Annotated in this window: 15 protein-coding genes and 1 tRNA gene; 6 read left to right on the top strand and 10 right to left on the bottom strand. The window is 67.8% G+C overall.

Annotation, left to right across the window (positions count from 1 at the left end; all coding sequences use genetic code 11):
- Nucleotide 1: 1 nt before the first annotated feature.
- The 5 genes from OMP43_RS18840 to hmgA form a co-directional block, all read right to left on the bottom strand.
- The gene (locus OMP43_RS18840) at nt 2-370 is read right to left on the bottom strand and encodes a hypothetical protein (RefSeq protein ID WP_280281081.1); all 369 of its coding nucleotides are present in this window, start codon (nt 368-370) and stop codon (nt 2-4) included.
- On the bottom strand, nt 367-1,521 hold the full coding sequence (locus OMP43_RS18835; protein WP_280281080.1) for an isovaleryl-CoA dehydrogenase: 1,155 nt from the start codon (nt 1,519-1,521) through the stop codon (nt 367-369). Before OMP43_RS18835 ends, OMP43_RS18840 begins: the two co-directional genes overlap by 4 nt.
- Before the next feature lie 144 nt (nt 1,522-1,665).
- Nucleotides 1,666-2,097: a hypothetical protein gene (locus tag OMP43_RS18830; protein WP_280281079.1), complete on the bottom strand. Its 432-nt coding sequence runs from the start codon at nt 2,095-2,097 to the stop codon at nt 1,666-1,668.
- A 133-nt stretch (nt 2,098-2,230) separates the two neighbouring features.
- Nucleotides 2,231-2,587 carry a Rieske (2Fe-2S) protein gene (locus OMP43_RS18825; RefSeq protein ID WP_280281078.1) on the bottom strand — a complete coding sequence of 119 codons (357 nt, stop codon included), beginning with the start codon at nt 2,585-2,587 and terminating at the stop codon, nt 2,231-2,233.
- On the bottom strand, nt 2,584-3,864 hold the full coding sequence (hmgA, locus tag OMP43_RS18820; protein ID WP_280281077.1) for a homogentisate 1,2-dioxygenase: 1,281 nt from the start codon (nt 3,862-3,864) through the stop codon (nt 2,584-2,586). Before hmgA ends, OMP43_RS18825 begins: the two co-directional genes overlap by 4 nt.
- Before the next feature lie 162 nt (nt 3,865-4,026).
- Between hmgA and OMP43_RS18815 the strand changes: the two genes are divergently transcribed.
- On the top strand, nt 4,027-5,370 hold the full coding sequence (locus OMP43_RS18815; RefSeq protein ID WP_280281076.1) for a dicarboxylate/amino acid:cation symporter: 1,344 nt from the start codon (nt 4,027-4,029) through the stop codon (nt 5,368-5,370).
- A gap of 78 nt (nt 5,371-5,448) precedes the next feature.
- On the opposite strand, the gene hppD is transcribed toward OMP43_RS18815, so the two are convergent.
- The 3 genes from hppD to OMP43_RS18800 all read right to left on the bottom strand — a co-directional run bounded on the left by hppD (nt 5,449) and on the right by OMP43_RS18800 (nt 8,174).
- Complete coding sequence (gene hppD / locus OMP43_RS18810) at nt 5,449-6,486, bottom strand: 4-hydroxyphenylpyruvate dioxygenase (protein WP_280281075.1); 1,038 nt, start codon at nt 6,484-6,486, stop codon at nt 5,449-5,451.
- A gap of 73 nt (nt 6,487-6,559) precedes the next feature.
- On the bottom strand, nt 6,560-7,906 hold the full coding sequence (locus OMP43_RS18805; protein WP_280281074.1) for an FAD/NAD(P)-binding protein: 1,347 nt from the start codon (nt 7,904-7,906) through the stop codon (nt 6,560-6,562).
- Between the two features lies 1 nt (nt 7,907).
- Nucleotides 7,908-8,174, bottom strand: a complete 267-nt coding sequence (locus OMP43_RS18800; protein ID WP_280281073.1) for a DUF6356 family protein — start codon at nt 8,172-8,174, stop codon at nt 7,908-7,910.
- Between the two features lie 269 nt (nt 8,175-8,443).
- Between OMP43_RS18800 and OMP43_RS18795 the strand changes: the two genes are divergently transcribed.
- The 3 genes from OMP43_RS18795 (at nt 8,444) to OMP43_RS18785 (ending at nt 10,704) form a co-directional block, all read left to right on the top strand.
- Nucleotides 8,444-10,108, top strand: a complete 1,665-nt coding sequence (locus OMP43_RS18795; RefSeq protein WP_280281139.1) for an MFS transporter — start codon at nt 8,444-8,446, stop codon at nt 10,106-10,108.
- The gene (locus tag OMP43_RS18790; protein WP_280281072.1) at nt 10,105-10,569 is read left to right on the top strand and encodes a YbaK/EbsC family protein; all 465 of its coding nucleotides are present in this window, start codon (nt 10,105-10,107) and stop codon (nt 10,567-10,569) included. Before OMP43_RS18795 ends, OMP43_RS18790 begins: the two co-directional genes overlap by 4 nt.
- Before the next feature lie 60 nt (nt 10,570-10,629).
- Nucleotides 10,630-10,704 (top strand) — tRNA-Glu (locus tag OMP43_RS18785).
- Between the two features lie 58 nt (nt 10,705-10,762).
- Here OMP43_RS18785 and recJ read toward each other — a convergent pair.
- Nucleotides 10,763-12,526: a single-stranded-DNA-specific exonuclease RecJ gene (gene recJ / locus OMP43_RS18780; protein WP_280281071.1), complete on the bottom strand. Its 1,764-nt coding sequence runs from the start codon at nt 12,524-12,526 to the stop codon at nt 10,763-10,765.
- A gap of 49 nt (nt 12,527-12,575) precedes the next feature.
- Nucleotides 12,576-12,740 (bottom strand): hypothetical protein, encoded by a 165-nt coding sequence (locus tag OMP43_RS18775; RefSeq protein WP_280281070.1) that lies wholly within the window; start codon nt 12,738-12,740, stop codon nt 12,576-12,578.
- A 225-nt stretch (nt 12,741-12,965) separates the two neighbouring features.
- Here OMP43_RS18775 and smpB point away from each other — a divergent pair, with 225 nt between their 5' ends.
- A complete protein-coding gene (gene smpB, locus OMP43_RS18770; RefSeq protein ID WP_086129916.1) occupies nt 12,966-13,445 on the top strand; it encodes an SsrA-binding protein SmpB in 480 nt (159 codons plus the stop codon).
- Complete coding sequence (locus OMP43_RS18765) at nt 13,438-13,998, top strand: DUF2062 domain-containing protein (protein WP_345846900.1); 561 nt, start codon at nt 13,438-13,440, stop codon at nt 13,996-13,998. The genes smpB and OMP43_RS18765 overlap by 8 nt, the downstream gene beginning before the upstream one ends.
- Nucleotides 13,999-14,021 lie beyond the last annotated feature (23 nt).

Below are 14,021 nucleotides of genomic sequence, written 5' to 3'. Positions count from 1 at the left end.
GTCACCGTCGCGGATTGGGCAGCAGGATGCTCGCGATCAGCCCGCCGATCGCGAGCACGAAGGCGATGCCGACCAGCCAGGTCAGCAGGCCGATCGAGAAATTGCCGGGATGGCCGTTCGCCGGATCGTAGAGTTTCCCGAAGAAGCTGCCATAAAGCATGCCCACCGCGACGCCCCAGCTTGCCGCGAAGAAGCTGCGGGTGGCGAAGCTCTGGCGGCCGACAAGTATCGCCGCGGCGATCATCATCGTGCCGGCCAGCATGTCGTCCATCCAGAACACCACCGGCCGGCCGGCACCCCAGGAACGATAGGCTTCGCCCGCCATCAGCAGGATCGCGCCGATCACGCCCAGGATGCGGAGCAGCCTCATGCCGCCCCGATCAGCTCGCGTCCGATCAGCATGCGGCGGATCTCGTTGGTGCCGGCGCCGATGTCGAGCAGCTTGGCGTCGCGGGCGAAGCGCTCGACCGGCCAGTCCTTGGTATAGCCGGCGCCGCCCAGCGCCTGGATCGCCTCGAGCGACACCTTCACGGCATTCTCCGAGGCGAGCAGGATTGCGCCGGCCGCGTCGAAGCGCGTGGTCTTGCCGGCGTCGCAGCTCTTCGCCACGGCATAGACATAGGCGCGGGCGCTGTTCAGCGCGACGTACATGTCCGCCACCTTGGCCTGCATCAGCTGGAAATGGCCGATCGGCTGGCCGAACTGCCTGCGCTCGCGGATATAGGGCAGCACGACGTCGAGACAGGCCTGCATGATGCCGAGCTGGATGCCGGCGAGCACGGTGCGCTCATAGTCCAGGCCCGACATCAGCACGCCGACGCCGCCGTTGAGCGGGCCCATGACATTCTCTTCCGGAACCTCGCAATCGTCGAACACCAACTCGGCGGTGGGCGAGCCGCGCATGCCCATCTTGTCGATCTTCTGGCCGATCGAGAAGCCGGGCATGTCCTTCTCGATCAGGAAGGTGGTGATGCCGCGCGAGCCTTCGCCCGTCTTGGCATAGACGACCAGCGTGTCCGCATAGGCCGCGTTGGTGATCCAGAACTTGGTGCCGTTGAGCACATAGCCGCGATCGGTCCGCTCGGCGCGCAGCTTCATCGAGACGACGTCCGAGCCGGCGCCCGCCTCGGACATGGCGAGCGACCCGACATGCTCGCCCGAGATCAGCTTGGGAAGATATTTGGCCTTCTGCTCGGGATTGGCCCAGCGGCGGATCTGGTTGACGCACAGGTTCGAATGGGCGCCGTAGCTCAATCCGATCGAAGCCGATGCGCGGGCGACTTCCTCCTGCGCGACGACATGCTCGAGATAGCCCAGGCCCAGGCCGCCCCATTCCTCCTCGACGGTGATGCCGTGCAGGCCGAGCTCGCCCATCGCCGGCCACAGCTCGGCCTTGGGAAACCAGTCCTCCGCGTCGATCCTGGCGGCGAGCGGCTCGATGCGCTCCTTCGCGAAGCGCTGCGTCGTCTCGCGGATCATGTCGGCGGTCTCGCCGAGGCTGAAATCGAGCGTGGGATCCATGGGTCTCTCTCCGGGATATGCGCGTCAGCAGTGCTGACCTTTTTCTGCGCGCTTTTCCCCGATTTCGTGCGGGGCGGCAAGGGGAGAGGAGAGGGGGTGCGCAATTCCCCCGGCGCGACCCATGCCGGGGGAATCGGGGGAAACTCAGGCTTCCGCGCCGGCAAGATCCACTTCGTCTTCGTCCCGCAGCACATGGCTGGTCGGCCAGATGCCGATCGAGCCCGGCACGCCGCTGACGTCGATCCAGCTCCATTGCTTGTCGCCCCCATATAAGGTGACGGTGCGGCCGGGAGCCTGGATCTGCAGCTTGCCGCCGCCGGTGGTATAGGGCGCCTTGTGCTGGGCCCCGAGGAAACTGATCAGGCAGGTGCCCGAGGGGCTGAGATCGGGCATCTGGATTTCGATGTTACCTTTGATCGGATGGCCGAGTACCGAGGCATCGATGGCGAAGCTGGCGAATAGCGGCACGAGCGCATTGGCCTTGCCGGAGCCGATCTGGGGGAAGCGATTGAGATATACGTCGAACGTCTCGCCCTCGTTCAGGGCAGGATTCACGAAGTTTCTAAGGTTGGCCATGGCTCGCTCCTCGAAATAGACAAATATCGTGAATGTATTTGTCGGTATTATATTGAGCGTTATCACGGTGAGTCGGTCAACTGGACTCGGGGTTACATTGGAGTCAACTTGATCCGATCCGGATTTGGTGCGATCAGCTGGTGACGATCATCCCGTCGTGCACCGTCACCGGCCAGCGGCGCAGCCTTGCCCCGACACAGGGGCCGCCGACACAGGTTCCATCCTCGACCCGGTACAGCGCTCCATGCCAGCTGCACTGGATATGGCCGCCATCGGGCGTGAGATAATCGTCCAGCCGGTTGGTGAGCGGCAGCGCCATATGGGCGCACAGGTCGAGATAGCCATGGACCGTCTCGCCCCGGCGCACGACGAAGCCGTGGAAGCGGCCGGCGCGCATCTCGAGCACGAAGTTGCGCGCCTTGCCGTCGGGGATGAGGTCGAGCGGGCCGAGCGTTACGTTGGGGGGCGTCTCGGTGAGGCGTTCGCTCACTTCGGCAGCTTCGCCTTCGGGAAGCCCGTCCAGGCCGCGTCATAATCGGGCTGGGCGCGATCGAGCGCATATTGCGTGGGCCTGTAGGGCCAGCAGGTCTCGACCATGAAGGCCATCGTCCCGTCGATCTTGTGCGGCTTGAGCTCGGCGCTGGTGGCGCCCTGCCAGCTGGCGACATCGGGGCCGTGCCCGGCCATCAGGTTGTGGAGCGACAGGCCGCCGGGCGCGAAGCCTTCGGCCTTGGCGTCATAGGCGCCGGTGATCAGTCCCATGGCCTCGCTCATCACGTTGCGATGGAACCAGGGCGGACGGAACGTGTCCTCGGCGACCATCCAGCGCGGCGGGAAGATCACGAAATCGGCATTGGCCCGGCCCGGCACGTCGCTGGGCGAGGTGAGGACCGTGAAGATCGACGGATCGGGATGGTCGAAGCTCACCGTGTTCATCGTGTTGAACCGGGCGAGATCGTAGCGCCAGGGCGCGAGATTGCCGTGCCAGGCGACCACGTCGAGCGGACTGTGGGGAAGGGTGGTGGTCCAGAGCGCGCCGAGATGCTTCTGGATGACTTCGAAATCCTCGTCGCGATCCTCGAACCAGGCGGCGGGCGTCTCGAAGTCGCGCGCATTGGCGAGGCCGTTCGCGCCGATGGGCCCGAGATCGGGCAGGCGGAACAGCGCGCCGTGATTCTCGGCGACATAGCCATGCGCCGCGCCGTCCGGGAGCAGCGCGCGGAAGCGGACGCCGCGCGGCACGAGCGCGACCTGGCCGGGCGCGATGTCGATCCGACCCAGCTCGGTGAGCAGCGTGAGGCGGCCGGCCTGGGGAATGAAGAGCAGCTCGCCGTCCGCATCGAAGAAGACGCGGGTCTCCATGTCCCGGTTGGCGGCATAGACGTGCACCGCCACGCCCTCCAGGTCGGCGGGATCGCGATTGGCGAGCATGGTGGTCATGCCGTCGATCAGGTCGGTGCCGGGGGGCGGCGCCGGAATCGGGTTCCAGCGCAGGCGATTGGGGGGCAGGGCCGCGCCGACCGTGCCGGGCGCGAAGTTCCGGGCGCCTTCGTAGCGCGTGAACGGCGGATGCTCGGCCGTGGGGCGCAGGCGATAGAGCCAGGAGCGGCGATTCTCGTGCCGGGGCGCCGTGAAGGCAGTGCCGGAGAGCTGCTCGGCATAGAGGCCGAAGGCGGGCCTTTGCGGGCTGTTGCGCCCCACCGGCAGCGCGCCGGGCACCGCCTCGGTGGAAACATGGTTGCCGAAGCCGGGGAAATAGTCGGTCATCGCATCCTCTCTATGCTCGCCTCCCTGTAGCGCTGCCCATAATAGTGTCAAATGATACCATCTGGTGCGTGATCGGCTATCAGGGCGCGAACCTAAACTATCTTGGGCGGCGGCGGAGTAATTCCTATTTCTTTAGTGGGTTTAATTCCGGAGTCGAAACCAATGGCCTCTATCAGCGCAGCCGCGCCGCGGCGGTTCCGGCTGCCCGGTTTCGGGGTGCAGGTCGCCATCGGCATGGCGGCCGGGCTGGCGCTGGGCCTGGCCGCGCGGGCGATCGGCGGCGACGGCGAGACCGCCAACGGCCTCGCCCAGGCGTTGCAGACGGTCGGGCAGATCTTCGTCCAGCTGCTCAAGGTGCTGGTGCCGCCGCTGGTCTTCACTGCGATCGTCGCGTCGATCGCGGCGCTGCGGGACCTGAACAATGCCGCGCGGCTGGTGGTGCGGACGCTGCTCTGGTTCGCGATCACCGCGGCCATGGCGGTGGCGATCGGCATAACGCTCGGCCTGGTGCTCCAGCCGGGGCACCACAGCGCCGTGGCGGCGGCCGCGGCGGCGGTGCCTGCGAGCACGGGGAGCTGGCTCGATTTCCTGAAGGGGCTGGTGCCGGCGAATTTCCTGGGGCTGGCGGCGTCAACCCGGCTGGGCGATGGCGGCGCCACCACCGGGCTCTCGTTCAACGTGCTCCAGATCATCGTGCTGGCGGTCGCGATCGGCGCGGCGGCGGTGAAGGCGGGCGAGGCGGGACGCCGCTTCCTCGATTTCAACGCCTCGGCGCTCGCGGTCTTCCGGCTGCTGCTGCGCTGGGTGATCCGGCTGACTCCGATCGGCACCGCGGCGCTGATCGGCGATGCGGTGGTGCGCTATGGCTGGGAGTCGCTGGCGGCGCTCGGTACCTATGCCGGCGCGGTCTATCTCGGGCTCGGCCTGGTGCTGCTGGTCGTCTATCCGGCGCTGCTGGCGGCGCACGGCCTCAGCCCCATGCGCTTCTTCGCCTCGGCCTGGCCGGCGATCCAGCTCGGCTTCGTCTCGCGCTCCTCGGTGGGCACGCTGCCGGTGACGGAGGATGTGACCGAGCGTGCGCTCGGCGTGCCGCGTGCCTATGCCGCCTTCGCCGTGCCGCTGGGCGCCACGACCAAGATGGACGGCTGCGCGGCGATCTATCCGGCGATCTCGGCGATCTTCGTCGCTCAGTTCTACGGCATCCCGCTGGGGATCGAGCATTATGCGCTGATCGCCTTCGTCTCGGTGCTGGGATCGGCCGCCACCGCCGGCCTTACCGGCGCGACCGTGATGCTCACGCTCACGCTCTCCACGCTGGGGCTGCCGCTGGATGGCGTCGGGCTGCTGCTCGCGATCGACCCGATCCTCGACATGGGCCGGACCGCGACCAATGTGGCCGGGCAGATGCTGGTGCCGGTGATCGTGGCGAAGCGGGAAGGGCTGCTCGACGAGGCGCGCTTCCGCGCGGGGGCGGGCGAAGTGCGGGGCGAGCCGGCATTCGCCTGAGGATTTCGGCCGGGGTGAGCTTCACGCTACGCGACTGGCGTCGCTCCCCCGGCTCCTCTCCAAGCCGAATTCCGAAGGTTACGCGTCGACTTTAATTACACCGCGGCGGATCTGGTCGAGCTCGATGCTCTCGAACAGCGCCTGGAAATTGCCGTTGCCAAAGCCTTCATTGCCCTTGCGCTGGATGATCTCGAAGAAGATCGGGCCGAACATGTTCTCGGTGAAGATCTGGAGCAGGATGCCCTCGTCGCCGATATTGCCGTCGATCAGGATACGGTTTTTGCGCAGGCGCTCCAGGTCCTCGCCGTGCCCGGGCACGCGCTTGTCGACCAGTTCGTAATAGGTCTCGATCGTGTCCTGTAGCTTGACGCCGCGGGCGCGCAGGCGCTCCACCGTGTCGTAGATGTCCGGCGTGGTCAGCGCGAGGTGCTGGATGCCCTCGCCCTTGTATTCGCGGATGAACTCCTCGATCTGGCTCTTGTCGTCCTGGCTCTCGTTCAGCGGGATGCGGATAGCCTTGTCGGGCGCGATCATCGCCTGGCTGAACAGGCCGGTCGCCTGGCCCTTGATGTCGAAATACTTCTGCTCCTCGAAGCCGAAGAGCGTCTTGTAGAATTCGCTCCACACCCGCATCTGGCCGCGGCGCACATTGTGGGTGAGGTGATCGAGCAGGTCGAGCCCGACATTGTTCTTCGCCTCGGCCTCCCGCCAGCCCGGGAACTCGGCCCAATCCTGGTAGAGGTTGTGGCCGTCCTCGATGAAATAGAGATAGGAGCCGCCGATGCCGAGGATGACGGTGTCGTCCTCGTCGGTGCGCTTGGCGCCGTGCGCGAGCGCCCATGCCATCGCCTTGGCCGGATCGGCGACGCGGAAGGCCATCGCGCTTGCCGAGGGCCCGTGCTCGCCGCGGAACGCCGCCACGCGGCCGGCTTCGTCGCGATTGAGCATCAGGTTGATACGGCCCTGCTTGTAGCGGGTGACGTTCTTGGTCGGATGCCGGTGCGTCGGCACGAAGCCCAGCATCTCGAACTGCTTCCCCATCGCCTCGGGATCGGGCGAGGTGAATTCGACGAACTCGAAGCCGTTGAGGCCGAGCGGATTGGCAGGATCGGTCATGGGTGCACGCTCCAAGAAGGTAACGCGCGGGCTAGTCCGAAGTGCAGTTAGTGTCAATTGATACTAGTTGCGGTCATAGCCCTTCGCCGCCCACCCAGTGCGCGTTGGAGAGGCGCCGGGCGACGCTCCAGGTCTGGGTGCGGATGTCCGGCACCGCGACGATCTCCCAGAAAGCACCGCGAGTCATCGGGCCGAGGGCGTAGAGATTGGCGTTGGGCCGGCCGGCCGCGTCGATCGTCTGGCCCTGATTGTCGACATCGATGCCGAGATGCGCCGCGTCGGGGCGGATCACCCCGCGCGCGGCGAGCTTCTGGAGCAGGGGCTCCTGCGTGCGGTTGAGGTCGCCGAGCGGCCCGGTGCAGTTGACGATGCGCTGCACCGTCATCGTCTCGGCCGCATCGGCGCCGCGGCGGCGCAGCGTCACCGCGATGCCCCCGGGCTGCTCCGCGAAGCCGAGCGTCTTGCCGGCGATCACTTCGAGCTGGCCGCGCGCGATCACGGCCATCAGCCGCGCATAAACCTCGGGCGCGAGGCGGTGGCGATGCACGTCCCACCAGGGGCGAAGGTGGCGGAGGAACCGGCCGCGCTCGTCCTCGCTGGCATTCCCCCACATCGCCTGGGTGAAGGGCCGGAGCTCGTCGACGGCATTGCGCCAGCCGATCTCCTCGCCCCGCGCGCGCAGTGCCTGGAGCAGCTTCGAGGCAGTGGTGGCGGGGCGTTCGGCGAGCTTCTTCCAGTCGCTGCCCGGCGCGTGTGGGCGCGGAAGGAGGCCGCGGCGGGACAGCGCGACGATCCTGCCCCTGAAGCCGCGCGCATCGAGCAGCAGCACGACGTCGATCATGGTGAGACCGGTACCGATCACCAGCACGGTATCGTCCGGGCCGAGCCCGTCGGGCACGCTCGCGTCCCAGGGATCGCCCTTGTAGCGTTCGGCGCTCAGCTTTTCGGGGTCGAGGCCCGGCGGATCGTGCGGCGGCAGGTTGCCGACCGCGAGCACCGCCGCGTCGGCCGTCACCGTGCGGCCCTTGAGGCGCACCGTCACGCCATCGGCGAAGTCGAGATCCTCGACCTCGTCGCGCACCAGCTGCAGGCGATCGGGATGAGCGAGCAGCGCGGCGTCGAGCAGCTCGCGCAGATATTCGCCATAGGTGACGCGCGGGATGAAGGCGCCGGGTGCGTCCGCCACGCCGCGCGCCTCGAGCCAGCGGACGAAGTGCGACGGATCGTCGGGAAAGGCGCTCATGTTTGATGCGCGCACGTTGAGCACATGACTGGGATGCGCGGCGCCATAGGCGAGGCCGAGGCCGGCGACCGGCGCACGCTCGATCAGCGTGGCGCGGGGGCCGTCGTGGCGGAGCAGGTTGATCGCCTGCAGGGTGCCGGAAAAGCCGGCACCGATGATCGCGACATGCTCGATCACGTCAGATTTCGTATTCGATCTGCCACTCGGGCTGTTCATAGGCCGGCTTGCGCGCCGCCATGCCGGGCTGGCGCGCGAGCATCTGGCCATAGAGCCGCTTCACCGCGTCGCTCGCGGTGCGGACGAACAGGGCGGGCACGATGGCATGGACCACGCAGGCCGCGCCCCCGATGATCATGGTGAAGCCGAATCGCGCGGCGGTGCTGGCGTGCTCGCCATAGCTTTCGCCGACGGCGCGCGGATGGGACAGGAAGATGCGCTCGAACATGAGGGCCGTTTACGCTCACCGGGCCGCACTGTGAAGTACAGCTTTTGCACTCCCAAGCCTGGCTTTGTTTGCAATGCGGCCGGGCATGGCCGAACCTGTGGACGAGGCGCGCCGGAGAGCGCGCGTGGCGACGGGGGTTCCAACTGCGGCAGGACTGTGGTTGGTTAGCGCTAACAATAAGAGGGGAAGACAGCTTGAGCGAGGATGCACGGTCCGACAGTCCGTCGGCGCCCTTGGGCGAACATCACACGGCCACCCGCAACGAGAAGATGGTGATCGCGGCATCGTCGCTGGGCACCGTGTTCGAATGGTATGATTTCTATCTCTACGGCCTGCTCGCCACGACGATCTCGGCGCAGTTCTTCGCCGGCGTGAACGATACCACCGCCTTCATCTTCGCGCTCGCCGCGTTCGCGGCGGGGTTCGCGGTGCGGCCGTTCGGCGCGCTCGTCTTCGGGCGGATCGGCGACCTGGTGGGGCGCAAGAACACCTTTCTGGTGACGATGGGGATCATGGGCGGGTCGACCTTCGCGGTGGGCCTGCTCCCGAATTTCGCCACTGCCGGCGTGGCGGCGCCGATCCTGCTGGTGACGCTCCGCGTGCTCCAGGGACTGGCGCTGGGCGGCCAATATGGCGGGGCCGCCACTTATGTCGCCGAGCATGCGCCCAACCACAAGCGCGGCCTCTACACCAGCTGGATCCAGACCACCGCGACGCTGGGCCTGTTCGCCTCGCTGCTCGTCGTGATCGGCACGCGCTCGTGGCTGGGCGAGGCGGCGTTCGCCAACTGGGGCTGGCGCGTGCCGTTCCTCGCCTCGATCCTGCTGCTGGGCGTGTCGCTCTGGGTGCGCCTCCAGCTCAACGAGAGCCCCGTCTATGCCCGGATGAAGGCGAGCGGCAACACTTCCAAGGCGCCGCTCACCGAGGCGTTTCTGCGCTGGGGCAATCTGCGCATCGTCCTAATCGCGCTGTTCGGCGCGGTGGTGGGCCAGGCGGTGGTCTGGTACACGGGGCAATTCTACGCGCTGTTCTTCCTCGAAAAGACGCTGAAGGTCGACGGGATGACCGCGAACGTCCTGATCGCCATCGCGCTGGCGCTGGGCACGCCGTTCTTCGTGTTCTTCGGCTGGCTCTCCGACAGGATCGGCCGCAAGCCGATCATCCTGGCGGGCTGCCTGCTCGCGGCGGTCAGCTATTTCCCGCTATTCCACGCGCTGACCCAGGCAGCCAACCCGGCGCTGGCCGAGGCGCAGGCGCGGGCGCCGGTGAAGGTGCTGACCTTCGCCTTCGACGACAACATCGCAGTCGTCGAAGCGACCTGCTCGTTTCAATTTGATCCCATCGGCAAGAACAAGTTCGACAGTTCGGCGTGCGATGTCGTCAAATCCTATCTTGCCAAGGCGGGCGTCCCCTACGCACAGGGAAAACTGAGCGAAGCCTCACCAGACATCCTTGGACAGCCATCCGAGATCACCGTGCAGATCGGCAACCGTTTCCTGCCCGCACCTCGTGCATCGGAGTTTGCGGATGCATCGGCCCGCAAGGGCCTGATCGCCGCTTTCCAGAAGGACCTCCAGGCCGAGCTCACCAGGGCCGGCTATCCCGCCAAGGCCGAGGACGCCCGGATCAACAAGCCGCTGGTGGTCGCGATCCTGTTCGCGCTCGTGCTGCTGGTGACCATGGTCTATGGCCCGATCGCGGGCATGCTGGTCGAGCTGTTCCCCAGCCGCATCCGCTATACGTCGATGAGCCTGCCCTATCATCTGGGCAATGGCTGGTTCGGCGGCTTCCTGCCCGCCACCGCCTTTGCGATGGTGGCGGCGACCGGGGATATTTATTACGGCCTCTGGTATCCCGTGGTGGCCGCGGCCGCGACGCTCGTCATCGGCCTGTTGCTGCTCCCCGAGACGTTCCGGAGGAAGATCGAGGAATGACCGTCGAGACCGTGCGCGCCTGGCTTGCCGAACATGCCCCGGACCTGGCCCTGATCGAGCAGGCGGCGAGCACGGCCACGGTGGCGGAGGCGGCGGCGACGCTCGGGGTCGAGCCCGGGCGCATCGCCAAGACGCTGGCGCTGCGCGTGGGCGAGGGCGTCGTGCTCGTCGTCGCGCGCGGCGATGCCCGGCTCGACAATCCGAAGATCAAGGCCGAGTTCGCCGGCCGCGCCTCCATGCTCGGCGCCGAGGAGGCGGAGGTGCTGACCGGCCATCCGGTGGGCGGTGTCTGCCCCTTCGGACTGGCGACGCCGCTGCCGGTCTATTGCGACGTCTCGATCCGCGGTTTCGCGACGGTGTTCCCGGCGGCGGGCTCGCGCACCGCAGCGGTGGAGATCGCGCCCGAACGGCTGGCGGCGCTGGTTTCGCGGCGCTGGGTGGACGTCTGCAGGCCGGGCTGAGCAAATGCGCTTGACCCGCCGCGCAACCTTCCCTAACGGACCGCCTCCACGCTTCGGCATGGCCCCTTCGTCTAGCGGTTAGGACGCGGCCCTTTCACGGCTGAAACACGGGTTCGATTCCCGTAGGGGTCACCATTCGCCGCGCGCGGCGTGGTTCTTCGACATCGATGGATTTCCGTGGCGGCGGCGGGCGCTAGTCGGCCCAGGCTGCGTCCTCGACGTGCAGCTCGGCGGCGGGGCGGGAGCCCCAGTCGTCGATCCTGGCGCGGCCGGCGAGCCAGAGCTTGCGGTGGCGCGGGGCAGAGAGCAGCGCCTGGCCCAGTTCGGTATCGGCCTGGCGGAAGGCGACTGCCTTGATGCTGCGCCCGTCCGGCCCCGCCACGATCAGCCGCACATGCCCGCCCGTGCCGACCACATCGGCCTTGATCACCGTAACCGGCCCGGCCGCCACGCGCGGCGCCGGCCAGCCCATGCCATAGGGGCCGCCGGCCTCCATCGCATTGACGAGATCGGGGCAGACGCCGCCCGGCGCCACCACCGCGTCGAGCAGCAGCGCGCGCTCGCCCATCGCCTGGGTGACGCGCTCGGCAAGCCGCTCCTCGAGGAACTCGGCAAAGGCATCGAGCCGGTCGGCATCGATCGTCACGCCGCAGGCCATGGCATGGCCGCCGCCCGCCCGGAGCAGCCCGGCATCCTTGGCGGCAAGCACCGCCGCGCCCAGGTCGACGCCCGGGATCGAGCGGCCCGAACCCTTGCCGACACCGTCCTCGTCGAGCGCGATCACGATCGCCGGCCGGCCGAGCTTCTCCTTCAGCCGCCCCGCGACGATGCCGATCACGCCGGCATGCCAGCCCCTGCTCGCGATCACCGCGACCGCGTGGTTCGCCTTGTGCAGGCTGAGTTCCTCCGCCTCGGCCTGCACGCCCGCCTCGATCGCGCGACGCTCTTCGTTGAGCTGGTTCAGCTCCTCGGCGATCGCACGCGCTTCCTCGGGGTCGCGGGTGGTGAGCAGGCGCACGCCCAGGTCCGACCGGCCGACGCGCCCGCCGGCATTGATCCGGGGGCCGAGCGCGAAGCCCAGATCGGTCGCGGTCGGCGCGCGCGTGAGGCGCGAGGCCTCGATCAGCGCGTTGAGCCCGATGTTGCGGCGCTGCGCCATCACCTTGAGGCCCTGGGCGACAAAGGCGCGGTTGAGGCCCTTGAGCGCCGCCACGTCGGCGACGGTGCCGAGCGCGACGATGTCGAGCAGGTCGAGCAATTTGGGCTCGGCCCGGCCGGCGAAATAGCCGCGCGTGCGCAGCGTGCGGATCAGCGCCGCGCCGAGCAGCCAGGCGACGCCGACCGCCGCCAGATGGCCATGCGCCGCGCCTTCGGTCTCATCGAGCCGATTGGGGTTCACCAGCGCGAGCGCCTGGGGAAGCTCGGTGGTGCATTTGTGATGGTCGACGACGATCACTTCGGCTCCGGCGCCCTTGGCCATCGCCAGCGCTTCGAACGCCTGGGCGCCGCAATCGACGGTGACGATCAGGGCGGCGCCTTCCTGCTTGAGCCGCACCAGCGCCTCACCCGAGGGGCCATAGCCTTCCATAAGCCGGTCGGGGATATAGGGGCGCGCCTCGAGCCCCAGGTCCCTCAGCAGCAATATGAGCAGTGCCGCGGAAGTGGCTCCATCCACGTCATAATCGCCAAAGATCGCGACGTGCTCGCGCTGCTCCACCGCATCGGCGAGCCGCGCGGCCGCCTTGTCCATGTCGCGGAAGATCGAGGGGTCGGGCATGAAGGCGCGGATGCTCGGCGCCCGGTGCATGTCGAGCTCCTCGCGCGCCACGCCGCGGGCGATCAGCAGCTGCGTCACCAGATCGTCCGGCACCAGCCCGCCGCGCGAATCGGCGGCGAGGCCGCGCCAGTGCCAGGGCTGGCCGGTGATCGAGCGCTGGATGTTGAGCACGGCGGACATGCGCCGGCTATGGAACAGCGGGCAGGGGGCTGTCCATTCCCGGCCCGCCCTATTCGGCCTGGGGCATCGCCTGTTGCTGTTCCAGGCGCCGGGCATAGGCCGCGGCGAATTCGCCATGGATGCGGGCGATACCGGGGTCGGTGGCGGTGCGGGCCTTTTCCGCGCTCAGGCGCTGGCGTCGCTCGAGATATTCGCGATCATTCTGCTGGGGCATGGAAAGGCTCCGACTTCAAGCGGCAGCTTTCCAGTTGCTGTCAGTTCGCGCCATGCTCGGGGTCCGGGGCGCCAATATATTGTAGATACGTGATTTTTCTGGATGAGGCGAGCGAATACGGCGCTCGCAATTCGGTTCGTCGCATTTGCGGAACGCCGCCGCTTCCGCCCCTTGCAAGCGCCGGGCTGGCGCTCCCGGCAATCCGCGCCTACATCGCATCGCCTTATGGCCCGTCCGCGTCCCGCCCAAGAGAAAGTCAAGACCGTCGCCGAGAATCGGCGCGCGCGGTTCGATTATTTCATCGAGCAGACCTATGAGGCCGGCATTGCGCTTACCGGCACCGAGGTGAAGTCGCTGCGCTTCGGCGAGGGGTCGATCGCCGAGGCCTATGCCGAAGTGAACGACGGCGGCGTCTGGCTGGTCAATTCGAACATCCCCGAATTCAGCCATGGCAACCGCTTCAACCACGAGCCGAAGCGTCCTCGTAAATTGCTCCTTCATGAGCGGGAGATAAACAAGCTCCATGGCGCGGTGGCGCGCGAGGGCATGACCCTCGTGCCGCTGTCCATCTATTTCAACGGGCGAGGCCGCGCGAAGGTCGAGCTGGCGCTGGCGAAGGGCAAGAAGACGCATGACAAGCGCGACTCGATCAAGGAGCGGGACTGGAAGCGGGAGCAGGGGCGACTGCTCCGCGACCGTGGCTGATCCCGCGCCCGTGTCGGGCAAGTCGCGTTTCCGCCGCTGGCTCGACCAGGCGATGCCCAGCCGCGAATCGGTAGAGGGCAATCGCTGGCTTCGCCCGGTCGCGAACCGGGTGATGCACAGCTCGCTGTGGCGCTTCACCCGCCGTTCGGTGCCGCGCGGCGTCGCGCTGGGCATGGTGACCGGCGTGCTGGTGCCGATGGGGCAGATCCCCGCTTCGGCCGTGCTCGCGCTTCCCCTGCGCGCCAACATTCCGGCGGCCGCGGCGACCACCTTCATCACCAATCCGGTCACGACGCCGCCGCTCTGGGTGGCGGCCTATTGGCTGGGCAGCTGGATGATCGGCCCCGGCGCGGTGGTCGAGAAGGCGCAGGCGATCGAGCGGAGCTGGAGCGACTGGCTGGTGCACCAGGCCGGCCCGGCCACGCTCACCGGCCTGCTCACCATCACCGCCGCGCTCGCCCTGATCGGCTATTTCGGCACCGCGCTGGCGTGGCGCCTGTGGATCGCCCGCAAATGGAAGCGGCGCGCCGACGCCCGCGCCGCCCGCGGCTGAACGCGGCGGGAAACGTCGTCATC

This window comes from Sphingomonas sp. CBMAI 2297 (assembly GCF_029870595.1).
In the GTDB taxonomy this organism is placed as follows: Bacteria; Pseudomonadota; Alphaproteobacteria; order Sphingomonadales; family Sphingomonadaceae; genus Sphingomonas.
This window is presented reverse-complemented; position numbering and strand designations above follow the sequence as displayed.